The sequence below is a fragment of the Paraburkholderia sp. GV068 genome (assembly GCF_003058125.1).
GTDB classification, from domain to species: domain Bacteria; phylum Pseudomonadota; class Gammaproteobacteria; order Burkholderiales; family Burkholderiaceae; genus Paraburkholderia; species Paraburkholderia graminis.
This window is the reverse complement of sequence record NZ_QBUB01000017.1, coordinates 75,575-99,423: the sequence shown is the minus strand read 5'-3', so window position 1 is coordinate 99,423 and position 23,849 is coordinate 75,575. Positions and strand designations below refer to the sequence as shown.

The window sequence follows — 23,849 nt, the reverse complement described above, 5'->3', positions numbered from 1 at the left end:
CGCCGCTACGCATATCTATCAGGGAATCACACCATCATGTCCGACGAGAATAACCAGCCGTTCTTCAACATCCAGCGCATCTATCTGAAGGACATGTCGCTCGAGCAGCCGAACTCGCCCGGCATTTTCCTCGAGCAGGATATGCCGTCGGTCGAAGTGGAAGTCGACGTGAAGGCCGAGCGCCTCGCCGACACCGTCTTCGAAATCCTCGTGACCGGCACCGTTACGGCCAAGGTCGCGGACAAGGTTGCGTTCCTGATCGAAGCGAAGCAAGCGGGCATTTTCGACATCCGCAATATTCCGGCTGAGCAGGTCGATCCGCTCGTCGGCATTGCATGCCCGACGATCCTGTTCCCGTATCTGCGTTCGAACATCGCGGACGCGATCACGCGCGCCGGCTTCCCGCCGATCCACCTCGCCGAAATCAACTTCCAGGCGCTGTACGAGCAACGCCTCGCGCAGATGGGCGGCGAGAACGGCGCGGCGCAAAACGGCGTCACGCATTAAGTGTCCCAGGCAGTGCCGGCTATGAAGGTTGCTGTCCTCGGAGCCGGCGCGTGGGGCACAGCCCTCGCCGGCCATCTGGCCGTTCGGCACGACACGGTGCTGTGGGCGCGCGAGCCTGCGTTGGTTGACGATCTCGCCGCTTCGCATGAAAACGCCCGCTATCTGGCGGGCGTTGCTTTGCCTGCGGCGCTTCGCTACGAAGCGGATCTCAACGCAGCGCTCGACCATGCGCTCGCCGACGACGCGTTATGCGTCGTCGCGACGCCCGTCGCCGGACTGCGCAGTCTCATCCAGTGGATGCGCGATGCCGGCAAAGTGCCGGCGCATGTCGTGTGGCTTTGCAAAGGCTTCGAGGCCGACTCGCAGTTGCTGCCGCACCAGGTCGTCGCGGCCGAATTGCCGGAGCACGGCAGCAACGGCGTGCTGTCGGGGCCGAGCTTCGCGCGCGAAGTGGGCCAGGGCTTGCCGGTCGCGCTGACTATCGCAAGTGCTTCGGCGGCGTGCCGCGAACGCACGGTCGCCGCGTTTCATCACGGCGCGATGCGCATTTATACCGGCGACGATGTTGTCGGCGTCGAAGTGGGCGGCGCGGTGAAGAACGTGCTGGCTATCGCGACGGGTATCGCGGACGGCCTCGGTCTCGGCCTGAACGCGCGCGCCGCGTTGATCACGCGGGGTCTCGCCGAAATGTCGCGCCTCGGCGTGACGTTGGGCGGACGGGCGGAGACGTTCACCGGCTTGACCGGTCTTGGCGATCTGATTCTGACCGCGACCGGCGATCTGTCGCGCAACCGCACGGTGGGTGTGCAACTCGCCGCAGGCCGCTCGCTTGCCGATATTCTCGGCGGCCTCGGGCATGTGGCCGAAGGCGTGCGCTGCGCGCAAGCGGTTCTCGCGATCGCACGCGCTCATGCGATTGAAATGCCGATCACACAGGCCGTCTGCGCCGTGCTGTTCGACGGCGTGGCGCCCCGCGACGCCGTCAGCGCTCTGTTGCGGCGCGATTCCAAGGCCGAATAAGCTGGAACAAGCAGGAAAAAGCCGTCTTGCGGTTCTTCCTCGTGCCGTTCCAATCAGCCGTTCGGTGTGTAAAACGCTGAACGGCTGTCTGCTCTCGCTGTCCACTGTCTATCGACGCTTCGGATCAGCGAGGTTCACATGCTCAGTATCGATCGTTGCACGCTTGAAGCCCGCGTGGCCGACATCACCACGCTTGACGTGGATGCCATTGTCAACGCAGCCAATACTTCGTTGCTCGGCGGCGGCGGTGTGGATGGCGCGATCCACCGCGCGGCCGGCAACGAATTGCTGCGCGAATGCGAAGCACTCGGCGGCTGCGCAACCGGCGACGCCAAACTCACGCGCGGCTACCGTTTGCCCGCGCGTTATGTGATCCACGCGGTGGGCCCCGTATGGCGGGGCGGCACGCACGGCGAGGCCGACTTGCTGGCCTCGTGCTATCAGCGCTCGCTCGAAGTGGCGCGCGAGGCGAATTGCGCGAGCATTGCGTTCCCCGCGATCAGTTGCGGCATCTACCGTTTTCCCGCCGATCAGGCGGTCCGCATCGCCGTGGAAACGGTGCTGGAAGATCTGCCGCGCATGCCGCAACTGCGCAGCGTGATCTTCGCCTGCTTCGACGACGCGATGTTCGAGCGCTATCAGGCGGAATTGAAAAGCCGTCAGGCGCCGCCTTCGAATCCCATCTGACGCCACGCTTCGAACACTACGATTGCCACCGTATTCGACAGATTCAGGCTGCGGTTGCCCGGACGCATCGGCAGGCGCACGCGCTGCTCGCCGGCGAATTGCTCGAGCACCGAGTCGGGCAGGCCGCGCGTTTCCGCGCCGAACACAAACCAGTCGCCCTCCTGAAACGCGTGCTCGTGAAAGCGGCCCGAGCCGCGCGTGGTGAACGCGAACATGCGCGAGGGATCAGGCGATTCCTTCGCGATAAACGCGGCCCAATCGGCATGCACATTCATTTGCGCGTACTCGTGATAGTCGAGGCCGGCGCGGCGCAGCTTGGCGTCGTCGAGCGGAAAGCCGAGCGGCTCGATCAGATGCAGACGTGCGCCGGTGTTCGCACACAGGCGGATGACGTTGCCGGTGTTCGGCGGAATTTCCGGTTCGACGAGAACGACATTGAACATAAGGTGACCAGGTAGGGACTAGTTTTTCGGTGTGCGCAGCGCGACGAAGTTGGTGACGCGCCGCGCGCCCGCTGCTTTCAGTGTGCGAGCCAGCGCTTCCAGGGTTGCGCCGGTCGTCATGACATCGTCGACGATTCCGACGTGCAGCCCTTGCACGTTGCCGGCAACTTCGAATGCGCGCCCGACGTTCATTCGGCGCGCATCGAGGTCAAGCCGCGACTGTGGCGCCGTATCGATCACGCGGCGCAGCAGCGTCGCGTCGTGCGGCACACGCAACGCGCGAGCCAGCGGTTTGGCGATCTGCCATGCCTGGTTATAGCCGCGCTTTCGCAGACGCCGGTCCGCAAGCGGCACAGGAGCGATCACGTCGGGACACTCCGACGGATCTTGCCAGGCATCGTGCGCGAGAAGCGCGAGGCGCCGCGCGAATTCCCGCGCAAGCACCAACTGCGCACGAAACTTGAGGCCGACGGCGAGCGTGTCGAGCGGCGCACGATAGTCGGCGAGCGCGAAGGTGGCGTCGAACGGCGGCTTTTCGGCGATGCAATCTCCACAGCAATATGACGCTCGACGCCCCCGATATGTGACAGGCAACGGAACCGCGCAAACGCAGCATCGCAAAGCGCCTTCATTCCAATAGGATTCGTCGCAAAAGCCGCACAGCGCGTTATGCGACAAATTGCCGCATAACGCGCAGGCGTTAGGCAGTATCGCCTGCATCGCATGCGGCCACGCCGAGCGAAAGCCGCGCGCGAATCGCGTGAAGGGGCTTCGTGAAAACGGAAAACGGGCTCGGAATGACATGCATGGGCGGCCGCAAAGGCCTTTGGCGCTGAATCGAAGGAAGCGAACGAGTATACTTCGGGCTCCACGCCAGCACGACACCCATGTCCCCAACGCCCCCTCAATCTGGCCGTCCGGCCTATGACTCCCGGCGCCTGCGGCGGATTTTCGACCGCCGCGCAGCGACTTTCGACGACGTCGCCTTCCTTCCGCGCGAAATTTCGCAGCGCATGCGCGAGCGTCTCGATTACATCAAGGTCGCGCCGACGGCCGTGCTCGACGCGGGTTGCGGTGCAGGCGAGGACATCCCCGCATTGCGCGAGCGCTTTCCCGAGGCGCCGGTGTTCGGCACGGACCTGTCGCGCGGTATGCTCACGCGCGCGCTGCGCCACGATTCCGGCGATACCAGTTGGCGGCGCTTCTTGCCGGCCACGCTCGGCAAGGCGCTCGGCGCACGCGGTCCGCGCTTCGCGCAAGCGGACTTTGCCGCGCTGCCGTTCGCGGCGGGCGCGTTCGAATTCATCTGGTCCAATCTCGCGCTTCACTGGCACTCGCGCCCGGATCTCGTCTTTCCGGAATGGCAGCGCGTCTTGAAGGTGAACGGCCTGCTGATGTTCAGCACGCTCGGCCCCGACACGCTGAAGGAGTTGCGCGGCGCCTATGCCGAAGTCGAAGCGGCGCATGGCGTCGGCTCGCGCAAGCACGTGATCGACTTCGTCGACATGCATGATCTTGGCGACATGCTGGTCGAAAGCGGTTTCGAGATTCCCGTGATGGACCAGGAAACTATCACAATCACCTATAAGTCACCCGAGTCGCTGCTCGCGGACGTGCGCCGTTGGGGCGCGTATCCGTTCGAGCGCGAAGCGTCGTCGGGTGCGGCGGCACGGCGGTTGCACAAGGCATTGCTGGCGGCGCTCGAAGCGCGCCGGCGCGGCGACGGCACGATCGCGCTGACCTTCGAGGTGATCTACGGACACGCATGGAAAGCGGTGCCGCGCACGACGGCCGAAGGGCATGGCATCGTGCGAATCGAGGACATTGGACGAGGCTCGTCAAGGAATCGCTGAAGCGGTAAAGAGGACATCTGTTATGTCTGAAATTACCGTTTCCAGACACGCGCAAAACATGCGGCAAAACGGCGCGGAGGCTTGTCGCGCCTGGCTTGTGAGGCAGCCGGGGCTTGCTTGTGGATGCTATGGATCGCGCCTATAATGCGTCAGTTTGTCGCCCGGAGTTCCCACATTTGGGGCGGCAGGCCCGAGGCACAGGGCAGTAAGACTGGTTGACGCGGGGTTGGTGCGGTAATGGTCAATAGAGGTCGATAGCGGGCCTTTGGGACGATCGGCAGGAGGCAGCGATGGAAGCATCTGATCTGCTGGCGGATTCGGAACCGGTCCTTAAAGACTGGACGATGAAGCGCAACTGTTCCATGTCGCCGCGGCAGTTCGTATGTTTCTACGTGTCGCTTGCGTTGTTCTCGTTGGCAATTGCTTTCATGCTGGTTCTGGTCGGCGCCTGGCTGGTGTTGCCGTTCACCGGTATCGAATTGCTGGCGGTGGGCGTCGCGTTTGCCATCTATGCGCGTCATGCTGTCGATTACGAACGCATCCGGCTGTTTCCCAACCGGCTCGTGATCGAACAGGTGAGCGCCGAGCAGGTCACGCAGTTCGAGTTCAATCCGCGCTGGGTGCGGATCGAGGCTGGCGCAACACCGCGTGATCAGATCAGACTGGTCTCGCGCGGCGAGACGATCATGATCGGGCAGCACCTCGCGCAGCACCGGCGCGCGCAGTTTGCCGGCGAATTGCGCAGATGGCTCGCGCGTTGTTAGTCGCGTCGGGGCATGCGGCGTTCGCCGCAGCGGAGCAGCGGGTGATCGGGGCGAGCGGGCCGGCGGGGTCGAAGGTTTGAATGGAAATTTTGGGTAAGGAAGCTATGAAAACAATCAAGCGAGCGCTCATGGGCGTGCTGGCGATGAGCGGACTGCTTTTCGCCGGTGCCGCCCTGGCAGTGGGCGATGTTCCGGGCGGCCCCGCCGTCAACGAGATCAATCTCCAGCCGCCTGCGACGAAAATCGCTGAGGAGCTCTACAGCCTCCACACGCTAATGCTGATTCTGTGCACGGTGATTTTCATCGGCGTGTTCGCTGTGATGTTCTATTCGATCTTCGCTCACCGCAAGTCGAAAGGACATAAGGCTTCGAATTTCCACGAAAGCACCACCGTCGAAATCATCTGGACGATCGTGCCGTTCATCATCGTCGTGTTGATGGCGCTGCCGGCCACCAAGACGGTCGTCGCGATGAAGGACACGACCAATGCCGACGTCACCATCAAGGTCACCGGCTACCAGTGGAAGTGGGGCTACGACTACGTGAAGGGTCCGGGCGAGGGCATCAGCTTCCTCTCCACGCTCGCCACGCCGCGTTCGGAAACCGACGGGCGTCAGCCGATTTCCACTACGTATCTGCAGGAAGTCGACAATCCGCTCGTCGTGCCGGTCGGCAAGAAAATTCGCATCATCACCACCGCGAACGACGTGGTCCACTCCTGGTACGTGCCGGCTTTCGGCGTGAAGCAGGACGCGATTCCGGGCTTCGTGCGCGACACGTGGTTCAAGGCCGAGAAGGTCGGCACGTTCCGCGGCTTCTGTACCGAACTGTGCGGCAAGGAACACGCGTTCATGCCGGTCGTCGTCGAAGTGCTCTCCACCGACGACTACGCGAAGTGGGTCGACGCGCAGAAGAAGAAAATGGCCGCGGGTCAGGACGATCCGAACAAGACGTACACCATGGCGGAACTGATGGAACGCGGCGGCAAGGTCTACGCGGCGAACTGCGCGGTCTGCCATCAGCCGACGGGCAAGGGCGCGGGCGCGTTTCCCGCGCTCGACGGCAGCAAGGTTGCCAACGGCGCGATCGCCGAGCACGTCAGCATCGTGCTGAAGGGCAAGAACGCCATGCCTTCGTGGGCGCCTACGCTGAACGACGTGGAGATCGCATCGGTCGTCACATTCGAGCGTAACTCGTGGGGCAACCACACCGGCGACATTCTCCAGCCGAAGCAGGTCGCGGACGCCCGCAACGGCAAGCTGCCCGAAGGCGGCAACCATCTGGCCGACGCAGGCGCGGCCGCAAGCGGCGCTGCTGCTTCGGGCGCCGCGGCTTCGGAAGCATCGGGTGCGCAAGCGGCGGGTGCACAGGCAGCTTCAGCGGGTTCGGAAAGCGCGGGCGCATCGCAAGCTGCGCTACCCGCCAGCGTCTACTTCGATACCGGCAAGAGCACGCTGCCGGCCGACGCGAAAGCGGCAGTCGAGGCAGCCTCGGCGTATGCCAAAGCGCATCCGGACGCGAAGTTCACGCTGTCGGGCTTCACCGACGCATCCGGTTCCGCCGACACCAACGCGAAGCTCGCCAAGAGCCGCGCCGAAGCCGTGCGCGACGCGTTGAAAGCAGCCGGCATCGCCGAAGACCATATCATTTTGAAAAAGCCGGAAACGATCACGGGCGGCGGCGACGCGAAAGAAGCCCGACGTGTTGAAATTAGTGCGGCTGCAAGTCCGGCTGCCTGACGTGTTCATGATCGCACCGCAGTATTCGCTTTAGGAGATTGTCATGTCTAGCATCGGACACGATGTAGTCGCGGGCCACGAGCACGTGCACGGCGACCATGCCCACGAAACGCCGCACGGCTGGCGTCGTTGGCTGTTCGCAACCAACCACAAGGACATCGGTACGCTGTACCTGATCTTCTCGTTCACCATGTTCCTCTCTGGGGGCGTGATGGCGCTGATGATCCGTGCCGAACTGTTCGAACCGGGTCTGCAGATCATGCGTCCCGAGTTCTTCAACCAGTTGACCACCATGCACGGCCTGATCATGGTGTTCGGCGCGATCATGCCGGCCTTCGTCGGCTTCGCAAACTGGATGGTGCCGCTGCAGATCGGCGCATCGGACATGGCTTTCGCCCGCATGAACAACTTCAGCTTCTGGCTTCTGCCGGTCGCGGCTGTTCTGCTGGTCGGTTCGTTCTTCTCGCCGGGCGGCGCGACCGCCGCGGGCTGGACGCTGTACGCGCCGCTCTCCACGCAGATGGGCCCGGGCATGGACTTCGCGATTTTCGCGGTCCACCTGATGGGTGCTTCGTCGATCATGGGCGGGATCAACATCGTCGTGACGATCCTGAACATGCGCGCACCGGGCCTCACGCTGATGAAGATGCCGATGTTCGTCTGGACCTGGCTGATCACCGCGTATCTGCTGATCGCCGTGATGCCGGTTCTGGCAGGCGCGATCACCATGGTGCTGTTCGATCGCCACTTCGGCACGTCGTTCTTCAATGCGGCAGGCGGCGGCGACCCGGTCATGTACCAGCACATCTTCTGGTTCTTCGGGCACCCCGAGGTGTACATCATGATCTTGCCGGCGTTCGGCATCGTGTCGCAGGTGATCCCGGCGTTCTCGCGCAAGCCGCTGTTCGGCTATAGCTCGATGGTGTACGCAACGTCGTCGATCGCGATTCTGTCGTTCATGGTCTGGGCGCACCACATGTTCGCAACCGGCATGCCGGTTACGGGTCAGCTCTTCTTCATGTACGCGACGATGCTGATCGCAGTGCCGACCGGCGTGAAGGTGTTCAACTGGGTTGCGACGATGTGGCGCGGTTCGCTGTCGTTCGAAACGCCCATGCTGTTCGCAGTCGGCTTCCTGCTGGTGTTCACGTTCGGCGGTCTGTCGGGCCTGATGCTGGCAATGGCGCCGCTCGACATCCAGTACCACGGCACTTACTTCGTGGTGGCGCACTTCCACTACGTGCTGGTGGCGGGTTCGCTGTTCGCGCTGTTCTCGGGCTGGTACTACTGGGCGCCGAAGTGGACCGGCTGGATGTACAACGAGACGCGCGGCAAGATCCACTTCTGGGCGTCGATGTTCTTCTTCAACCTCGCGTTCCTGCCGATGCACTTCGTGGGTCTCGCCGGCATGCCGCGTCGTTATGCCGACTACCCGGCGCAGTTCACCGACTGGAACCAGGTTATCTCGATCGGCGCATTCGGCTTTGGTCTCGCGCAGGTCTACTTCCTGTTCGCGGTCGCGCTGCCGGCGTATCGCGGCGGCGGCGAGCACGAAAAAGCGGCCGACAAGCCGTGGGACGGCGCAACGGGCCTCGAATGGACCGTGCCGAGCCCGGCTCCGTTCCACACGTTCGAACACCCGCCGACCGTCGAATAACCGGCGTTGGGCGAGACGGCCGGTTCCGGCGGCGGCATGATGGTTGTGCCGTCATCGGAACCGGGCAGCCGCCGAAGCGGCAACCGCGGTGACCGCGGTGATCGCGGCAACCGCAGTGACAAAAGCAGCAGCAAGGTATTCAGAAATTCGAGCATGACGCGCAATCCACAGGAAAGACGTACCCCGGAGCAGATTCGCGCGAGCAACAGGCGGTTAGGTCTCGTGCTGCTTGCCATCGCAGCGGTTTTTTTCACCGCCGTCATCATCAATCAGGGCTGGTTTTCCTGACCAGGCGGTAACTCTGGTTTGCAGGTTTGTTAAGGATTGAGATGTCGACGCAGCCGCCGGCTCAGGCCGATCGCTCTTTTAACCGTTCGATGCTGATCAAGCTGTTCGTCGTCGCGTTGATGATGTTCGGCTTCGGTTTTGCGCTGGTGCCCATGTACCGCGCGATCTGCCAGATCACCGGGATCAACAACCTGGTGCAGCGCGACGCGACGGTGCGCGAGGCGAAGAACACGCAAGTCGACATGAGCCGCACGATTTCGATCGAACTGGATGCGAACGCGCGCGGCCCGCTCGGTTTCAAGCCGGAGCAGCGCAGCCTCGACGTGCATCCGGGCGAAGTGACCACGGTGATGTACGAGGTGAGCAACGAACAGGCGCGCTCGATCCAGGCGCAAGCCATTCCGAGCTACGCGCCGAAGCAGGCGACCGAGTACTTCAAGAAGATCGAGTGTTTTTGCTTTACGCAGCAAACGTTGAGGGCGAACGAAACGAAGCGGATGCCGGTGGTGTTCGTCGTCGATCCGAAGCTGCCGAAGGATGTGAAAACGATCACGTTGTCGTACACGTTTTTCGAGTTGAGCACGCCGGCAACGGCGAAGGTTGGAAGCGCGGCGCTTCCGGCTGAGACGGGGGCCACGGCCGCCAATCCCGCCTGATGGTAAGGGCCGAAACCCAGGCCAAGGCGCAGGCCCAGGCGAAGGAAGACAGCAATGAGCGATAACAGCGGCGGCCCGCGCAAGAGCAGCTTTGGCCAGTCGATGCGGGCGGTGTTCTGGTCGTTTTTCGGGGTGCGCAAGCGGCGCGATCTTGAAAGCGACGCGACGCAACTGAACCCGCTGCATGTGATTGTCGCGGCGCTGATCAGCACGGCTATTTTCATCGGCGTGCTGATTCTGGTGGTTCGCGCGGTGGTCGGCTGAGACCATCGAGGCGACTCGCGCAGTGCGACGATGCAGGAAGGACCGGGCGCGGCAGCGCCCACGAATTAGAGTGAAGCGGTGCGGTAGCCACGCGCCGTCGAAGATACAGCCGGAGCTTCCGGAACAACTGGACTGAAGTGGAGAATCAAGAATGAGCGGTCAAAACGAGAGCCCGTACTATTTCGTACCGCATCCGTCGCGGCATCCGATCACCGCCGCCGTCGGCTTGCTGATCATGCTCGGATCGCTGGCGGCCTGGATCAACGAACATGAACTGGCGCCGATCGGGGTTGTCGTCGGTCTGCTGTGGCTGCTCTTTACGTTGTGGCACTGGTTCGGCGACGCGATTGCGGAGTCCGAAGGCGGCATGTACGGCAAGAACGTCGACAAGTCGTATCGCTGGAGCATGAGCTGGTTCATCTTCTCCGAAGTCATGTTCTTCGGCGCTTTCTTCGGCGCGCTGTTCTACGCACGCGCCATCGCGTTGCATGAACTGTCGAGCCTCGACTACAAGCTGATCTGGCCGGACTTCTCGGCGGTGTGGCCGAACAATGGTCCTGCGGCGCTCGTGTCGACCTTCAAGTCGATGACGCCGTGGCCGGTGCCGACTATCAATACCGCGCTGTTGCTGTCGTCGGGCGCGACGCTGACGGTCTCGCACCACGCGCTGCGCGAAGATCATCGCAAGAAGGCGATCATCTGGCTTGCGGCCACGCTCGTGCTGGGCGTCTGCTTCCTCTTCCTGCAGGGCTTCGAATATTTCCACGCGTACAACGAACTGAACCTGACGCTGGCTTCGGGCGTGTATGGCTCGACGTTCTTCCTGCTGACCGGCTTCCACGGTTTCCACGTGTTCCTCGGCGGCACGATGCTGGCGGTCGTGCTGGCGCGCATGATCCGCGGCCACTTCACGGCGGAGCACCACTTCGCGTTCGAAGGCGCGGCCTGGTATTGGCACTTCGTGGACGTGGTCTGGCTCGGACTGTACGTTGTCGTGTACTGGCTGTAAGGCTGAACTGTCCGCGCGGGCCGGCGCTTGCCGGAACTGCGCGGGCTGTTGCCCAACGTGTTTTTCGGCGGGCGCTCAGGCTGTACGCAATCAGCAGTACGCAGAAGCAGGCATACCGGTTTGATGCAGCGCCGCCCTCGACCCTGTCAGGGCGGCGTTTTGTTTAGAGCGGTAAAAGCTCTTGCCGGATTCAGCGCCCGTACGGAATGCCCGTCGAGTGAATCCAGCCCATCCAGTAAGCAAACAGGATGAAGAGGAACAGCGAGATCGACAGCCCGACTCGCGTGGCGAGCGACCAGACCATCCGCTTGGTTTTGCCCTTGTCATGCATCATGAAGTACAGCGCCGACACCATGCTGGCGATGATCAGTGCGAAGGCAATGGGAACGAGAATGTGCATGGAATCTGCTGAAACGGAAAAGCGCAAAGGCGAGACGTTTATTATCTCACCGCGCGTCGGCGTTTGCCCTGCGTTCCCCGCGGCGCTCAATGCAGGCAGGGAGTATCGTCGATGAAATTCCGGCTCGTGCCCGCGTTATTGATCCTGCTGGTGGTCGCGGTGACTATGCGGCTCGGCTTCTGGCAGCGGGACCGTGCGCATCAGAAAGAAGCGCTCGAGGCGCGCATCACGCAGTTCGAAAACGCGCCCGCTCAACCCGTGACCCGCGCGCCGGTGGCATTGAAGGACATCGAATTTCATCGCGTGAAGGCGCGCGGCACGTTTGTCGCGGACAAGGTCGTGTACCTGGACAATCGTCCGTATAACGATCAGCCGGGCTTTTACGTCGTGATGCCTTTTAAACTCGCGGACGGCGGTTATGTGCTGATCAATCGCGGATGGTTGCCGCGCAATATGAGCAATCGCGAGACGATCGCGCCGTACGTCACGCCGCAGGGTGAGATCGAGATCGAAGGCATAGCGCGCGCCGATGCGTCGCGTGCTTACGAACTCGGGCAGGGCGGTTCGGCCGCGCATCAGCTGATTCGCCAGAACCTGGATATCGCCGCTTACGCCGCTGAAACCGGACTGCCTTTGCAGCCGTTCGTAATCCAGCAATTGAGCGACGACGGCGACAAGCTCGTGCGCGACTGGCCGGCTCCGACCAGCGGCGTCGAGCGCAATTACGGCTACATGTTCCAGTGGTGGGGCATGGCGGCGGCGGCGGTGGCCTTCGGCCTTTACGCCGCGCGCCGCGCCGCCAGAAAAGAGCACGCGCCCGGCGTGTGATGCAGCGTGCTTCGCGCCGCTCCATGTGAGTTCGACGCGAGCCGCACAATCATTGAAAGAGGTCACGTAGTGTCGACGCAATCTCCCCGTTCGCCCGAGACCGGCAAATCCGGCGGCAAATCCAACGGACAGTCCAACGCGAAACCTGGCAACGCGAGCCCCGCCGCCGCCCAACGCGCTGCAGCGAAACCAATGCCCGGCCAACCGAACGGCCGCGGCTCGTGGCAGCGCGGCCGCTGGATGCTGCTGCTGCTGGCCATCGTCTGCGGTGCGCCGATCGCCATCTCGTACTTCATGTACTACGTCGTCAAGCCGACGGGCGGTTCGACGAGCTACGGCACGCTCGTCGAACCGCAACGGCCGATTCCCGAGTCGCTCGTCGTGACCGGCGAAGACGGCAAGCCGCTCAAGCTCGCCACGCTGCGCGGCCACTGGCTGCTGGTTTCCGTCGACAACAGCGCCTGCGACAAAGCCTGCGTCACGAAGCTGTACTTCATGCGGCAAATCCGCGCGGCACAGGGCCCGGAACGCGAGCGTGTAGTAGAAGTGTGGCTGCGCACGGATGCGGGCAACGTCGCTGACGTGATACAAAAAGCGTATCCCGACACCAACATGCTGATTGCCGATCCGGCGCAAGTGTCGGCATGGCTGCCCGTCGACAAGGGCACTCGAGTGACCGACCACCTCTATATGGTCGATCCGAACGGCAATCTGATGATGCGTTTCCCGAAAGATCCCGACCCGAGCAAGATCAAGGGCGACCTGACCAAGCTGCTCAAGTGGTCCCGCATCGGCTGATGCCGCAACCAGGGTAATCAAGATGTTCGTATTACAATTGGGCCTGATCGGTTTGTGTATCGCGTTGTTGCCGCTGTCCTACGTGTGGGTCAAAGCCGACGACAACAAATTCCGCAAGCTCGTCTGGCTCACCACGTTCCTCACGCTCGACCTCGTGATGTTCGGCGGCTTCACGCGTCTCACCGATTCCGGGCTCGGCTGTCCGGACTGGCCGGGCTGCTACGGCACGTCGTCGCCGTTTATCGCGCACGCGGCCATCACGGCCGCGCATCAGGCGATGCCGACCGGCCCCGTCAGCATGACGAAGGCCTGGATCGAGATGATCCATCGCTATTTCGCAATGGCCATCGGCGTGCTGATCGTCGCGCAGACGGTCATCGCGTGGGTCGCGCGCATCAAGCGCCGTCCGCTGCACGTGTCGCCGTGGTGGCCGACGTCGCTGCTGCTGCTGATCCTCGTGCAAGGCGCGTTCGGCGCGTGGACGGTTACGCTGAAACTGCAGCCGGTCATCGTGACGACGCATCTGCTGCTCGGCCTCGCGCTGCTCGGCATGCTCGGCTGGCTCGCCGCGCGGCAAACGCCGCTGCCCGCCTACGAGCCCGAAGCCGCGCGCTGGCGCACGGCGGCGCTCGCAGGTCTCGCGTTGCTGATCGCGCAGATCGCGTTGGGCGGCTGGGTCAGCACGAACTATGCGGTGCTCGCCTGCACCGACTTCCCGACCTGCAACGGCCAATGGCTCCCGCCGATGGACTTCGCTCACGGCTTCCACCTGTGGCGTGCGCTCGGCATGACGGGCGACGGCGACATGATCACGCAGGAGGCGCTCGTGGCAATCCATTGGACGCATCGCACGTTTGCGTTCGTGGTGATTGCCTACCTCGTGTGGTTTGCGCTCAAGCTGCGCCGCTTCGAGTCGCTGCGGCGTCCGGCGAACGGCGTATTGCTGGTGGTGTTGATCCAGTTCATCACGGGATTGTCGAACATCGTCCTACAATGGCCTCTGCCTATCGCGGTAGCTCATAACGGCGGCGCGGCGGTCCTGCTGCTCCTGCTCGTTATGCTAAACTTTCGAATCGCTTATAGCCGTCCCGGCCGTGCCGTATTGCCCGCGCACGATGCCGCGCCAGCGTGACTCCACATGGACAGCACAACACTTCCCCAAACGCCCGGTAGCAGGATGTCGCAGTACATCGCGCTCACCAAGCCGCGCGTCACGCAACTCGCGGTGTTCTGCGCCGTCATCGGCATGTTTCTGTCGACGCCGGGCATGGTGCCGTGGCCCGTCCTGATCGGCGGCACGGTCGGCATCTGGTTGCTGGCCGGCGCGGCGTTCGCGATCAATTGCCTCGTCGAACAGAAGATCGACGCGAAGATGCGGCGCACGTCGTGGCGCCCGTCGGCGCGCGGCGAAATCACCACCTCGCAGATCCTGCTGTTCTCGGCCGTGCTCGGCGGCCTCGGCATGTGGACGCTCTACACGTTCGCCAATCCGCTCACCATGTGGCTCACGGTTGCCACTTTCGTCGGCTATGCGGTCATCTATACGCTGCTGCTCAAGCCGGCCACGCCGCAGAACATCGTGATCGGCGGCGCGTCGGGCGCCATGCCGCCCGCGCTCGGCTGGGCTGCGGTCACCGGCCATGTACCGGGCGACGCGTGGATTCTCGTGCTGATCATTTTCGTGTGGACGCCGCCGCACTTCTGGGCGCTCGCGCTGTATCGCCGCAAAGATTATGAAAACGCCGGCCTGCCGATGCTGCCGAACACACACGGCGAGAAGTACACGCGGCTGCACATTCTGCTTTACACGGTGATCCTGTTCGCCGTCACGATGATGCCGTTCATCTCCGGCATGAGCGGCGTGGTGTACCTTGCCGCGGCCGTGCTGCTCGGCGCGCTGTTTCTCGCCTACGCGTGGAAGATCTACCTCGAGTATTCGGACGATCTGGCGCGCCGAACCTTCCGTTATTCGATCGTCTATCTGTCGCTGCTGTTCGCCGCGCTGCTGGTCGACCACTATGTGCGCGTCCTGATCGGCGTGTAATAACCCATGCTCAATATCCGCTTCGCGCGCGTCGCGCGTGCTGCTGTGATCGCCTGCGCGCTCGGCGGCGCGTTGTTTGTCGCCGGCTGCGGCAAAGAGCAGCCGGCATTCCAGAATCTCGACATTACCGGCAATACGCAATTCGGCAGTAACTTCTCGCTGCCCGACACGTCCGGCAAGATTCGCACGATGGCGGATTACAAGGGCAAGGTGGTCGTGCTGTTCTTCGGCTATACGCATTGCCCGGACGTTTGCCCGACCACGATGGCCGAGCTCTCGCAAGCGCTGCAGCAACTCGGTCCCGACGATGCCAAGCGTGTGCAAGTGCTGTTCGTCACCGTCGATCCCGAGCGCGACACTGCCGCGTTGCTCGGGCAATACGTGCCGGCGTTCAATCCGAGCTTCGTCGGTCTGCGTCCCGCCGACGACGCGCAGGTCAAGAAGGTGACGAAAGACTTCCGCATCTACTACGCGAAGGTGCCGGGCAAGACGCCCGACAGCTACACGATGGACCATACCGCGGCGAGCTATGTGTTCGACACGGACGGCAAGCTGCGCCTCTTCGCGCGCGACGGCCAGGGCGCCGCGCCCTGGGTGCACGACATTAAGCTGCTGCTGGATTGATGCAGCGAAACCCGCGTCGAAACCACGTAGCGACCACACCAACCCGCGACAACCTCAAGCCGGCATCGGCAGATTCAATCCCGGCGCGAGCCGCGTGGTCTTGAACTCCGTCACCTCATAACGCGCGAGCTTCTGCACGGCGAACGGATCGGTCGCAAGGATGGCATCCAGCTTCTCGCGCTCGATACGTACCGCCAGAATGATCCCGCCGTCGCGCGGCACTTTCGGCCCCGCAGCCACGAATACGCCTGCTTCGAATTGCTCCGCGAGAAAGGCGCGATGCGCTTCGAGCGCGTCGTCGATCCTTTCGAGCGAAGCGGTGTAGATCAGGTTGATGACATACATGGATAGGCGTCCTCACACGCAAATGAACATGCCGCGCACACTCGCGGCAACGTTTCAGATTATCCGTCACGGCGTGACCTTTCGCCGCGAACCGTGAACCGCGGGCCGCGCGCTGCATACTCATATGCGATTGCGGTATTTCCTATCTTGCAGCGCATATGAGACGATTTACGGTCCAGCTGGCGACGCCCTTCATTGCGCGGTGACGCGCGTGTCGTCAGCGTCTGTCTTCGGCTATCACCCGAGTCCCTTGCAAATGGATTCGACCAGAAACAGAGAGAATGACATGCAGCGCAGAATTATCATCAAAGCCCTCTCCGCAGTAGTCGCCGGCGCGGTGATCGTCGCCAGCTTCGGCGCGCACGCCGACGACAAAGCCATCAAGGTCGGCACGATCAGCGGCTCCGATGCGCAGATCTGGGAAGTCGTCACCAAGGTCGCCAAGCGTGAAGGGCTGAACGTGAAGGTCGTCGAATTCAACGACTACGTGCAGCCGAACGCCGCGCTCGACGCCGGCGATCTCGACGCCAACAGCTTCCAGCATCAGCCGTATCTCGACAGCCAGATCAAGCAGCGCGGCTACAAGATCGTCAGCGCGGGTCTCACGTATATCTCGCCGCTCGGCATCTATTCGAAGAAGCTGAAGTCGGTGAAGGACTTGCAGCAAGGCGCGAAGGTCGCGGTGCCGAACGACCCGTCGAACGAGAACCGCGCGCTGCTGCTTTTGCAAGCGCAAGGCGTGATCAAGCTGAAGGCCGGCGCGGGCACGAACGGCAATAACGCGACGGCGCTCGACGTCGCGGAGAATCCGAAGAAGATCAAGCTGGTCGAACTGGATGCCGCGCAATTGCCGCGCTCGCTCGCCGATGTCGACGCGGCCGCGATCAACACCAACTTCGCGCTGGCCGCGGGCCTGCAGCCGACCAAGGACGCGATCGCGCTCGAGGACGTTCACAGCCCGTACGCGAACCTGATCGCCGTGCGCACGCAGGACAAGGACAAGCCGTGGGTGAAGAAGCTGGTTGCCGCGTATCAGTCGGAAGACGTGCGCCAGTTCATCAAGACGCAGTTCAAGGGCTCGGTGGTGCCGTCGTTCTGACGCGGCCTATAACCCGAGCTCCCAGCGCTCGACGATCAGGTCCTTGCCGAAACGGCGCTCCGGCGCCGCGCGGACCAGTTCGAAACCGGCGCGCTTGCACAGGCGCCGCGGTTCCTCCAAAGCGCTGGCCGTGGTCAGCGTCAATCTCGTATAGCCGGCACGCCGCGCGAAGCGCGTCGCTTCGGCGATCAACCGCGTGCCGATGCCGAGGCGTTGCAGGTCCGGTTCGACCCATAAGAGCCGCAGGCCCGCTACCGTCGTCGATACCGCAACAACGCACACCGCACCCGCCACCGTGCCGTGCTGATCGGCGACGATGCACCGTTCGCGAACCGTATCGTTGCGCTGCGTGTAGTCGGCGACCACGCGCGCGAGCAGTCCCTCGAACGATTCGTCCCAACCGTATTGCGCGGCGAACCACTGCGCCTGCCGATGCACGAGCCACCCGCATTCGCCGGGGCGCGGCGCACGCAATTCCACCGTGTCCGGCCGAGGCTTGTCGCCAAGCAGCCTTTCGACGATGTTCATCGCGGCAATCAACTGCTCCTGCGAGCCCGCGGTGAGCCGGCCCAGCAGGTCGAGCACTTCCTGGCTGGCGGCGGCGTCGAGCGGCGCGTAGGCAGCGTGGCCGTTATCCGTCAACGCGATCAGCGACTGACGCGCGTCGGTCTCGGACGGCCGTCGCGTGATGAGATTGCGTCGTTCGAAATTGGTCAGCAGACGGCTCAGATAACCGCTGTCCAGTCCAAGCGCGCGGCCGAGCACCGACGCGGTTTGCTCGCGCCCGCGCGACAGCTCGTGCAGGACGCGCACCTCGGTCAGCGAGAAAGTGCTGTGAGCCAGATGCTCGTGCAGAGCGCCGATAAGCCGCGTGTAAAAGCGATTGAAGCGGCGGACTGCCTGAGCCCGCCGCAGCGCCTCGGAATCGGTCAAATGCTGATCTCCGGATTTTTATGCGTTCGCTATCACTATATTGGAACGCGCCCTCATTAACAAAGCCGCGTGTCCGGCAGGCGGGAATCGACTGGTATCAAGGCGGTACGAAGCTGCGGCGCGCGTGCCCGCGCAATTGGTCTGCAACTGGTCACTTGCGCGTCGCAAACGACTCGAATACGGGTAAATCCTGGGGCGTGGAAAGCGGCCACCAGCGTGCGTTGACCCCCGCCAAACGCTTATGCGGCAAGGCTTTGCGCCAGAACGTACCGGCCTATAACCAGTTCGTTGACTGGTATTATGTTGGTTATATAATGGGCTCTCATTTTTGCAGGCCGAACCTGGTCGAAGGCCGCCGGAGCGCCATGGAAACTCGCTGGTCCGCACTCACGCCTGACGCTCGCAACGTCACGCCGCTGTACTTGCAGCTCGCGCGCAATCTGGCGACGGCGATCCACTGCGGCGTGTGGTCCGCGGGCGAGGCGCTGCCTTCGGAGCGCACGCTGTCGGACGCAATCGGCGTGTCGCGCATCACCGCGCGCAAGGCGATCGAGCTGCTGGTCGAGCAAGGTCTGATCCGGCGGGCGCGTGGTGCGGGCAGCTTCATCACGCCACGTGTCGAAGACCCGCTGTCCAGGCTCACCGGTTTCACGAAGAAGATGCAGCAGCGCGGCTTTCGTCCCGACTCCGTCTGGCTCGAGCGCGACATTCGCGCCGCCAATCGCGAGGAGCTGGTGCACCTGGGCTTGTCGCCTGGCGCCGCGGTCGCCAGCCTGCGTCGCTTGCGCCGCGCCGACGGCATCGTGATGGCGGTCGAACATTCAGCGCTGCCCGTTGCAATCGTTCCCGATCCGCTCGCCATCGGCGTCTCGCTTTACAGCTATCTCGAGCAACGCGGCGCGGCAGTCGTGCGCGCGTTGCAGCACTTTCGCGCGGTCAACGCTTCGAGCGAGATCGCTTCACTCATGGACATCGAACCGCGCTCGGCGCTGCTGGTCATTACCCGTATCGGTTACAGCGCCGACCAGCGCGCAATCGAATTGACCGACACCTATTGCCGCGACGACTACTACGACTTCGTCGCTGAACTGCGGACCTAAGCGCGGCGCCGCCGAGCAGTTCAGCCATGCCCCGTATCACGCCTTGCAAGAGAGACTCATGCTGACCGGAAACATACTCACCACCGAAGGGTGGATTCACGGCACGCTCGAATTCGAAAACGGCCGCATCACCGCGCTCACCGGCGAGCGCGTCGATCCGGCGACGAACGATGCGCCGTACATCCTGCCTGGCTTCATCGACCTGCATGTGCACGGCGGCGGCGGAGCGGACGTGATGGAAGCCGGCGACGCGATCCAGACCATCACCCGCACGCATGCGCGCTACGGCACGACGAGCCTGCTCGCCACCACGATGACCGCGCCGCGCGACGAGCTGATGAGCGTGGTCGCCGGTCTCGGCGACGTCGCGCGGGTGCGCACGCCGGGCTGCGCGCGCGTGTTGGGCGTGCATCTGGAAGGGCCGTACATCAACCCCGGCAAGCTCGGCGCGCAGCCCGACGCAGCCGTGTCCGCCGTGATGGACGAGGTGCTGAAGTACCTGTCCATTGCGCCGATCCGCGTGGTGACGCTCGCGCCGGAGATTGCCGGGCACATGGACATCATCTCGGCGATGGCGGCGCGCGGCGTGCGCGTGCAGCTCGGCCATTCGCTCGGCACTTACGATGACGCCGTCGCCGCGCTCAAGCACGGCGCGTGCGGCTTCACGCATCTGTTCAACGCGATGTCGCCGCTGCATCACCGCAATCCTGGCCTCGTCGGCGCCGCGCTCGCGCACGCCGAATTCGCCGAAATCATTCCCGACCTGCTGCACGTCCATCCGGGCGCGATCCGCGCCGCGTTGCGCGCGATCCCGCGCCTCTACGTGGTCACGGACAGCACGTCGGCGACCGGCATGCCCGACGGCGAATATCGCCTCGGCAGCCAACACGTGACGAAGTGTCTCGGCGGCGTGCGTCTTGCCGACGGTACGCTTGCCGGCAGCACTCTGACGATGGATCAGGCGCTGCGCAATCTGGTGTCGATCGGTCTGCCGATCGCCGATGTATCAAACCGTTTGTCGCGCTACGCCGCCGACTATCTCGGCATCGAAGACCGTGGCCGTATCGCGCGCGGCGCGTGGGCCGACGTCGTCGTGTTCGATCGTGAACTGGCGTTGAGCGCGACTTACGTCGAAGGAGAAGCAATTGTCGAATATGCTTAAAGAGGCGCTGGCGTCCGCTGAAACGGTCGCCGCGCAACTCACGGACACCTCGCGCGTCGAGGCGCTAGCCGCGCGGCTCGCAGAAAAGCCGCGCCATGTCGCGCTCACGGTCGCGCGCGGCAGTTCGGATCACGCGGCGAGTTACTTCGCATCGCTAACCATGAGCCGCCTTGGCGTGCCGGTTGCCTCGCTGCCGATGTCGGTCGCGACGCTGCAGCAGGCGCCGCTTCAGGTGCGCGATCAGCTTGCGCTCGCGTTTTCGCAATCGGGCAAGAGTCCCGATCTCGTCGGCACGATGCAGGCGCTGCGCGCAGCCGGCGCGTTGACCGTTGCCGCCGTGAACGCGCCCAGCTCGCCGCTCGCGGATGCTTGCGAATGGCATCTGCCGCTCGTCGCCGGTCCCGAGTTGAGCGTCGCGGCTACTAAAAGTTATATCGCGATGCTGTCGATCTCCGCGCAACTGGTCGCGCACTGGCAGAACGACGCGGCGCTGCTCGGCGCGCTGAACACGCTGCCGGATGCGCTGCAAGACGCGGGCAAGCTCGACTGGTCGAAGGCAGTCGACGAACTGCGCGGCATCGAACGCATGATCGTGATCGGCCGTGGTCTGGGTCTCGCGATCGCGCAGGAAGCCGCGTTGAAGCTGAAGGAAACCTCCGGCATTCAGGCCGAAGCGTTCTCGAGCGCGGAAGTGCGTCACGGTCCGATGGAACTGATCGACCGCGACTATCCGCTCCTCGTATTCGCGCCGCGCGGACCGGAGCAGGCAGGCCTGCTGCAACTCGCGCGCGATATGCAGGCGCGCGGCGCACGCGTGCTGCTGGCCGCGCCGTCCGACGTGCCCGAAGCCACGCTGCCGCTCGCCACCACCGCTCACGCGGCGCTCGATCCGATCGCCGCAATCCTGTCCTTTTACGTGATGGCCGCCGGCCTTGCGGCCGCGCGCGGGCGCAATCCCGATGCGCCGCGCCATCTCAACAAAGTCACCGAAACTCACTGACGAGAAATCAGATGCGACGTGTCGAGGAGTCCCGTTTAATGAGCCATTCTGAAGGCCATATTGTTTTGCTCGCGCCGATGACCGGTCCGGTCGTGCCGCTCGCGAACGTGCCCGATCCGGTGTTTTCGGGGGGCATGTTCGGCGACGGCATCGGCGTCGATCCGCTCGAGGGCCGGCTCGTCGCACCGTGCGACGCAACCGTCACGCATCTCGCGCGCACCGGTCACGCGGTGACGTTGGCGACCGCGGAAGGCGCCGAGATTCTGCTGCATATCGGCATCGACACCGTCGAGCTGAACGGCAAGGGCTTTGCGCCGATGGTCGAGCAAGGCGCCAAGGTGCGTGCCGGCGATGTGCTGATCGAGTTCGATCAGGATCAGGTGGCGCTACGTGCGCCGAGCCTCGTCTCGGTGATCGCCATCGCCAATTCGGATGCGTTCGAAATTGTCGAGCGCGCGCAGGGCGGCATGCTGAAGGCGGGCGAAACGCCGCTGTTGCTGCTGCGTGCCCGCGACGGCGCGGCGGCTGCGGCGTCGCGTCAGTTGAGCGCGACCGGCGTGACCGAGGAAGCGCGTGCGCAGATCACGCTGGCCCACGCCGGCGGTCTGCATGCGCGGCCGGCAGCGCGCGCCCGCGAAGCGGCGCGTGCGTTCGATGCGCGCGTCGAAGTGCGTTATGACGGACGCAAGGCGGCGATCGAAAGCGTGGTTGGTCTGCTTGGGCTCGGCGCGGGCCAGGGCGCGACCGTCGAACTGCTCGGCGTCGGCCCGCAAGCCAAAGCCGCAGTCGACGCAATCGCTCACGAACTGACGCGCGAGGCCCACGGCGAAGTCGAAGAGAAGCCGGCGCGGCAAAGTTCGCCGGCGCCGCAAACGGTGACGCCTGCCGCCGGCGAAGCGCTCGCGCCGAATACGCTCGCGGGCGTGTGCGCGTCGCCGGGCGTTGCTGTCGGCAAGCTGGTGCGCTGGGACGACGCGGACCTCGATCCGCCGGAACAGGCGAGCGGCACGTCCGCTGCGGAAAGCCGCCTGCTCGACAAGGCGATCGCGACCGTCGACGCCGATCTCGGCACGACAGTGCGCGACGCGTCGCAACGCGGCGCGGTCGGCGAGGCGGGCATTTTCGCGGTGCATCGCGTGCTGCTCGAAGATCCGACGCTGCTCGACGCCGCGCGCGATCTGATCAGCCTCGGCAAGAGCGCGGGCTTCGCATGGCGCGAAGCAATTCGGGCACAGATAGGCATCCTGAACAATGTCGAAGACGCGTTGCTCGCCGAACGCGCCGCCGATTTGCGCGACATCGAAAAGCGCGTGCTGCGCGCGCTCGGTTATACGAACGCCGCCGCGCGAACGTTGCCGGATGAAGCCGTGCTCGCCGCCGACGAATTCACGCCGTCCGATCTGTCGTCTCTCGACCGCTCGCGTGTCACGGCGCTCGTGATGGCGCGCGGCGGCGCAACTTCGCACGCGGCCATTCTCGCGCGCCAGGCGGGCATTCCGGCGATGGTCGCCGTCGGCGACGCGCTGCATGCGATTCCCGAGGGTGCGCAGGTCGTGGTGAACGCGACGAATGGCCGTCTCGAGTTTGCGCCGACTGAGCTCGATGTCGAGCGCGCGCGCCTCGAGCGCAATCGTCTCGCGGGCGTGCGCGAAGCGAACCGCCGCATGTCGCAGCAAGCGGCAGTGACAGCCGATGGCCGCGCGATCGAAGTGGCCGCGAACATCGCCACGCTCGACGACGCCAACACCGCAGTGGAAAACGGCGCCGACTCCGTTGGCCTGTTGCGCACCGAGCTGCTGTTCATTCACCGCGCCGCCGCGCCGACCACGGACGAGCATCGGCAGAGTTATCAGGGCATTGCCGACGCACTCGGCGGGCGCACCGCGATCATCCGCACGCTCGACGTGGGCGCCGACAAGGAAGTGGATTACCTCACGCTGCCGCCGGAGCCGAACCCGGCGCTCGGCTTGCGCGGCATTCGCCTCGCGCAGGTGCGCCCCGATCTGCTCGACGATCAGTTGCGCGGCCTGCTCGCGGTCAAGCCGTTCGGCGCCGTGCGCATTCTTCTGCCGATGGTGACCGACGTCGGCGAACTGATCCGCATCCGCAAACGTATCGACGAATTCGCTCGCGAGCTTGGCCGCACCGAGCCGATCGAAGTGGGCGTGATGGTCGAAGTGCCGTCGGCGGCGCTGCTCGCCGATCAGCTTGCGCAACACGCGGACTTCCTGTCGATCGGCACCAACGACCTCACGCAATACACGCTCGCGATGGACCGCTGTCAGGCCGATCTGGCCGCGCAGGCCGACGGTCTGCATCCGGCCGTGCTGCGTCTGATCGCGGCCACGGTGCAGGGCGCGAACAAGCATGGCAAATGGGTCGGCGTGTGCGGCGCGCTTGCGGGCGATCCGCTTGCGATGCCGCTGCTTGTCGGCCTCGGCGTGACCGAGCTTTCGGTGGATCCGGTGTCGGTGCCGGGCATCAAGGCGCGCGTGCGCAACCTCGATTATCAACTGTGCCGCCAGCGCGCCCAGGATGCACTGGCGCTCGAATCGGCGCAGGCGGTAAGAGCAGTCAGCCGCGAAACCTGGCCGTTGGACTGAACTCCGCACGGCTTGCATCGCTACAT

General features: G+C 64.0%; 26 protein-coding genes. 21 read left to right on the top strand and 5 right to left on the bottom strand.

Features of this window, described 5'->3' with window-relative positions; genetic code table 11:
* Positions 1–36: 36 nt before the first annotated feature.
* The 3 genes from secB (at position 37) to C8K18_RS27720 (ending at position 2,214) form a co-directional block, all read left to right on the top strand.
* On the top strand, positions 37–507 hold the full coding sequence (secB, locus tag C8K18_RS27730; RefSeq protein ID WP_006048077.1) for a protein-export chaperone SecB: 471 nt from the start codon (positions 37–39) through the stop codon (positions 505–507).
* Between the two features lie 21 nt (positions 508–528).
* Complete coding sequence (locus C8K18_RS27725) at positions 529–1,527, top strand: NAD(P)H-dependent glycerol-3-phosphate dehydrogenase (RefSeq protein ID WP_107710513.1); 999 nt, start codon at positions 529–531, stop codon at positions 1,525–1,527.
* A gap of 138 nt (positions 1,528–1,665) precedes the next feature.
* Positions 1,666–2,214, top strand: a complete 549-nt coding sequence (locus C8K18_RS27720) for an O-acetyl-ADP-ribose deacetylase (protein WP_107710512.1) — start codon at positions 1,666–1,668, stop codon at positions 2,212–2,214.
* Here C8K18_RS27720 and trmL read toward each other — a convergent pair.
* Together trmL and C8K18_RS27710 are read right to left on the bottom strand one after the other, a co-directional pair.
* Positions 2,187–2,657, bottom strand: coding sequence for a tRNA (uridine(34)/cytosine(34)/5-carboxymethylaminomethyluridine(34)-2'-O)-methyltransferase TrmL (gene trmL, locus C8K18_RS27715; RefSeq protein ID WP_107710511.1), 471 nt, complete (start codon positions 2,655–2,657; stop codon positions 2,187–2,189). The genes C8K18_RS27720 and trmL overlap by 28 nt on opposite strands.
* Positions 2,658–2,675: 18 nt before the next feature.
* Positions 2,676–3,461 (bottom strand): ComF family protein, encoded by a 786-nt coding sequence (locus tag C8K18_RS27710; protein ID WP_107710510.1) that lies wholly within the window; start codon positions 3,459–3,461, stop codon positions 2,676–2,678.
* Between the two features lie 83 nt (positions 3,462–3,544).
* On the opposite strand from C8K18_RS27710, the gene C8K18_RS27705 reads away from it, so the two are divergent.
* The 8 genes from C8K18_RS27705 (at position 3,545) to C8K18_RS27670 (ending at position 10,887) form a co-directional block, all read left to right on the top strand.
* The gene (locus C8K18_RS27705; protein WP_107710509.1) at positions 3,545–4,510 is read left to right on the top strand and encodes a methyltransferase domain-containing protein; all 966 of its coding nucleotides are present in this window, start codon (positions 3,545–3,547) and stop codon (positions 4,508–4,510) included.
* A gap of 290 nt (positions 4,511–4,800) precedes the next feature.
* Positions 4,801–5,274, top strand: a complete 474-nt coding sequence (locus tag C8K18_RS27700; protein ID WP_006048071.1) for a DUF2244 domain-containing protein — start codon at positions 4,801–4,803, stop codon at positions 5,272–5,274.
* An 80-nt stretch (positions 5,275–5,354) separates the two neighbouring features.
* The gene (gene coxB / locus C8K18_RS27695; RefSeq protein WP_107710508.1) at positions 5,355–7,013 is read left to right on the top strand and encodes a cytochrome c oxidase subunit II; all 1,659 of its coding nucleotides are present in this window, start codon (positions 5,355–5,357) and stop codon (positions 7,011–7,013) included.
* A gap of 43 nt (positions 7,014–7,056) precedes the next feature.
* Entirely contained in the window at positions 7,057–8,670 is a 1,614-nt protein-coding gene (gene ctaD / locus C8K18_RS27690; protein ID WP_006048069.1) for a cytochrome c oxidase subunit I, read from the top strand.
* A 153-nt stretch (positions 8,671–8,823) separates the two neighbouring features.
* Entirely contained in the window at positions 8,824–8,958 is a 135-nt protein-coding gene (locus tag C8K18_RS33520) for a cytochrome oxidase small assembly protein (RefSeq protein WP_006048068.1), read from the top strand.
* 41 nt (positions 8,959–8,999) lie between these two features.
* Complete coding sequence (locus C8K18_RS27680; RefSeq protein ID WP_107710506.1) at positions 9,000–9,614, top strand: cytochrome c oxidase assembly protein; 615 nt, start codon at positions 9,000–9,002, stop codon at positions 9,612–9,614.
* A 54-nt stretch (positions 9,615–9,668) separates the two neighbouring features.
* On the top strand, positions 9,669–9,878 hold the full coding sequence (locus C8K18_RS27675; RefSeq protein WP_107710505.1) for a DUF2970 domain-containing protein: 210 nt from the start codon (positions 9,669–9,671) through the stop codon (positions 9,876–9,878).
* A 151-nt stretch (positions 9,879–10,029) separates the two neighbouring features.
* Complete coding sequence (locus C8K18_RS27670) at positions 10,030–10,887, top strand: cytochrome c oxidase subunit 3 (protein WP_006048065.1); 858 nt, start codon at positions 10,030–10,032, stop codon at positions 10,885–10,887.
* Between the two features lie 190 nt (positions 10,888–11,077).
* Here C8K18_RS27670 and C8K18_RS27665 read toward each other — a convergent pair whose 3' ends face one another.
* Entirely contained in the window at positions 11,078–11,287 is a 210-nt protein-coding gene (locus tag C8K18_RS27665) for a twin transmembrane helix small protein (protein WP_006048064.1), read from the bottom strand.
* A gap of 111 nt (positions 11,288–11,398) precedes the next feature.
* On the opposite strand from C8K18_RS27665, the gene C8K18_RS27660 reads away from it, so the two are divergent.
* The 5 genes from C8K18_RS27660 (at position 11,399) to C8K18_RS27640 (ending at position 15,581) form a co-directional block, all read left to right on the top strand.
* Positions 11,399–12,115 carry an SURF1 family protein gene (locus C8K18_RS27660; RefSeq protein ID WP_053857465.1) on the top strand — a complete coding sequence of 239 codons (717 nt, stop codon included), beginning with the start codon at positions 11,399–11,401 and terminating at the stop codon, positions 12,113–12,115.
* Positions 12,116–12,184: 69 nt separating this feature from the next.
* Positions 12,185–12,913, top strand: coding sequence for a cytochrome C oxidase subunit I (locus C8K18_RS27655; protein ID WP_107710504.1), 729 nt, complete (start codon positions 12,185–12,187; stop codon positions 12,911–12,913).
* 22 nt (positions 12,914–12,935) lie between these two features.
* The gene (locus tag C8K18_RS27650; protein ID WP_006048061.1) at positions 12,936–14,045 is read left to right on the top strand and encodes a heme A synthase; all 1,110 of its coding nucleotides are present in this window, start codon (positions 12,936–12,938) and stop codon (positions 14,043–14,045) included.
* A gap of 6 nt (positions 14,046–14,051) precedes the next feature.
* Positions 14,052–14,957, top strand: coding sequence for a heme o synthase (gene cyoE, locus C8K18_RS27645; RefSeq protein ID WP_006048060.1), 906 nt, complete (start codon positions 14,052–14,054; stop codon positions 14,955–14,957).
* A 6-nt stretch (positions 14,958–14,963) separates the two neighbouring features.
* Positions 14,964–15,581 (top strand): SCO family protein, encoded by a 618-nt coding sequence (locus tag C8K18_RS27640; protein ID WP_107710503.1) that lies wholly within the window; start codon positions 14,964–14,966, stop codon positions 15,579–15,581.
* Positions 15,582–15,635: 54 nt separating this feature from the next.
* On the opposite strand, the gene C8K18_RS27635 is transcribed toward C8K18_RS27640, so the two are convergent.
* A complete protein-coding gene (locus C8K18_RS27635; protein ID WP_029969673.1) occupies positions 15,636–15,926 on the bottom strand; it encodes a YciI family protein in 291 nt (96 codons plus the stop codon).
* Positions 15,927–16,212: 286 nt separating this feature from the next.
* Between C8K18_RS27635 and C8K18_RS27630 the strand changes: the two genes are divergently transcribed.
* Positions 16,213–17,025 (top strand): MetQ/NlpA family ABC transporter substrate-binding protein, encoded by an 813-nt coding sequence (locus tag C8K18_RS27630; protein WP_107710502.1) that lies wholly within the window; start codon positions 16,213–16,215, stop codon positions 17,023–17,025.
* A gap of 6 nt (positions 17,026–17,031) precedes the next feature.
* Here C8K18_RS27630 and C8K18_RS27625 read toward each other — a convergent pair whose 3' ends face one another.
* On the bottom strand, positions 17,032–17,958 hold the full coding sequence (locus C8K18_RS27625) for a helix-turn-helix domain-containing GNAT family N-acetyltransferase (protein WP_107710501.1): 927 nt from the start codon (positions 17,956–17,958) through the stop codon (positions 17,032–17,034).
* Between the two features lie 365 nt (positions 17,959–18,323).
* Between C8K18_RS27625 and C8K18_RS27620 the strand changes: the two genes are divergently transcribed.
* The 4 genes from C8K18_RS27620 to ptsP are packed head-to-tail and all read left to right on the top strand — an operon-like array spanning position 18,324 to position 23,823.
* A complete protein-coding gene (locus C8K18_RS27620; protein ID WP_107710500.1) occupies positions 18,324–19,058 on the top strand; it encodes a GntR family transcriptional regulator in 735 nt (244 codons plus the stop codon).
* 58 nt (positions 19,059–19,116) lie between these two features.
* On the top strand, positions 19,117–20,220 hold the full coding sequence (gene nagA / locus C8K18_RS27615; RefSeq protein WP_006048054.1) for an N-acetylglucosamine-6-phosphate deacetylase: 1,104 nt from the start codon (positions 19,117–19,119) through the stop codon (positions 20,218–20,220).
* Positions 20,213–21,220 carry an SIS domain-containing protein gene (locus tag C8K18_RS27610; protein WP_044020526.1) on the top strand — a complete coding sequence of 336 codons (1,008 nt, stop codon included), beginning with the start codon at positions 20,213–20,215 and terminating at the stop codon, positions 21,218–21,220. The genes nagA and C8K18_RS27610 overlap by 8 nt, the downstream gene beginning before the upstream one ends.
* Positions 21,221–21,258: 38 nt before the next feature.
* Positions 21,259–23,823 carry a phosphoenolpyruvate--protein phosphotransferase gene (gene ptsP, locus C8K18_RS27605; RefSeq protein WP_181324951.1) on the top strand — a complete coding sequence of 855 codons (2,565 nt, stop codon included), beginning with the start codon at positions 21,259–21,261 and terminating at the stop codon, positions 23,821–23,823.
* Positions 23,824–23,849 lie beyond the last annotated feature (26 nt).

Excerpts from the sequence above, each read along its gene's own strand:
- secB (WP_006048077.1), top strand. The coding sequence starts at position 37 with ATGTCCGACGAGAATAACCAGCCGTTCTTCAACATCCAGCGCATCTAT.
- nagA (WP_006048054.1), top strand. The coding sequence starts at position 19,117 with ATGCTGACCGGAAACATACTCACCACCGAAGGGTGGATTCACGGCACG.
- C8K18_RS27610 (WP_044020526.1), top strand. The coding sequence starts at position 20,213 with ATGCTTAAAGAGGCGCTGGCGTCCGCTGAAACGGTCGCCGCGCAACTC.
- C8K18_RS27710 (WP_107710510.1), bottom strand. The coding sequence starts at position 3,461 with ATGTCATTCCGAGCCCGTTTTCCGTTTTCACGAAGCCCCTTCACGCGA.
- C8K18_RS27630 (WP_107710502.1), top strand. The coding sequence starts at position 16,213 with ATGCAGCGCAGAATTATCATCAAAGCCCTCTCCGCAGTAGTCGCCGGC.
- C8K18_RS27670 (WP_006048065.1), top strand. The coding sequence starts at position 10,030 with ATGAGCGGTCAAAACGAGAGCCCGTACTATTTCGTACCGCATCCGTCG.
- ptsP (WP_181324951.1), top strand. The coding sequence starts at position 21,259 with ATGAGCCATTCTGAAGGCCATATTGTTTTGCTCGCGCCGATGACCGGT.
- C8K18_RS27640 (WP_107710503.1), top strand. The coding sequence starts at position 14,964 with ATGCTCAATATCCGCTTCGCGCGCGTCGCGCGTGCTGCTGTGATCGCC.
- C8K18_RS27650 (WP_006048061.1), top strand. The coding sequence starts at position 12,936 with ATGTTCGTATTACAATTGGGCCTGATCGGTTTGTGTATCGCGTTGTTG.
- trmL (WP_107710511.1), bottom strand. The coding sequence starts at position 2,657 with ATGTTCAATGTCGTTCTCGTCGAACCGGAAATTCCGCCGAACACCGGC.
- C8K18_RS27725 (WP_107710513.1), top strand. The coding sequence starts at position 529 with ATGAAGGTTGCTGTCCTCGGAGCCGGCGCGTGGGGCACAGCCCTCGCC.
- C8K18_RS33520 (WP_006048068.1), top strand. The coding sequence starts at position 8,824 with ATGACGCGCAATCCACAGGAAAGACGTACCCCGGAGCAGATTCGCGCG.
- C8K18_RS27680 (WP_107710506.1), top strand. The coding sequence starts at position 9,000 with ATGTCGACGCAGCCGCCGGCTCAGGCCGATCGCTCTTTTAACCGTTCG.
- coxB (WP_107710508.1), top strand. The coding sequence starts at position 5,355 with ATGGAAATTTTGGGTAAGGAAGCTATGAAAACAATCAAGCGAGCGCTC.
- C8K18_RS27620 (WP_107710500.1), top strand. The coding sequence starts at position 18,324 with ATGGAAACTCGCTGGTCCGCACTCACGCCTGACGCTCGCAACGTCACG.
- C8K18_RS27665 (WP_006048064.1), bottom strand. The coding sequence starts at position 11,287 with ATGCACATTCTCGTTCCCATTGCCTTCGCACTGATCATCGCCAGCATG.
- ctaD (WP_006048069.1), top strand. The coding sequence starts at position 7,057 with ATGTCTAGCATCGGACACGATGTAGTCGCGGGCCACGAGCACGTGCAC.
- C8K18_RS27720 (WP_107710512.1), top strand. The coding sequence starts at position 1,666 with ATGCTCAGTATCGATCGTTGCACGCTTGAAGCCCGCGTGGCCGACATC.
- C8K18_RS27635 (WP_029969673.1), bottom strand. The coding sequence starts at position 15,926 with ATGTATGTCATCAACCTGATCTACACCGCTTCGCTCGAAAGGATCGAC.
- C8K18_RS27705 (WP_107710509.1), top strand. The coding sequence starts at position 3,545 with ATGTCCCCAACGCCCCCTCAATCTGGCCGTCCGGCCTATGACTCCCGG.
- C8K18_RS27675 (WP_107710505.1), top strand. The coding sequence starts at position 9,669 with ATGAGCGATAACAGCGGCGGCCCGCGCAAGAGCAGCTTTGGCCAGTCG.
- cyoE (WP_006048060.1), top strand. The coding sequence starts at position 14,052 with ATGGACAGCACAACACTTCCCCAAACGCCCGGTAGCAGGATGTCGCAG.
- C8K18_RS27660 (WP_053857465.1), top strand. The coding sequence starts at position 11,399 with ATGAAATTCCGGCTCGTGCCCGCGTTATTGATCCTGCTGGTGGTCGCG.
- C8K18_RS27700 (WP_006048071.1), top strand. The coding sequence starts at position 4,801 with ATGGAAGCATCTGATCTGCTGGCGGATTCGGAACCGGTCCTTAAAGAC.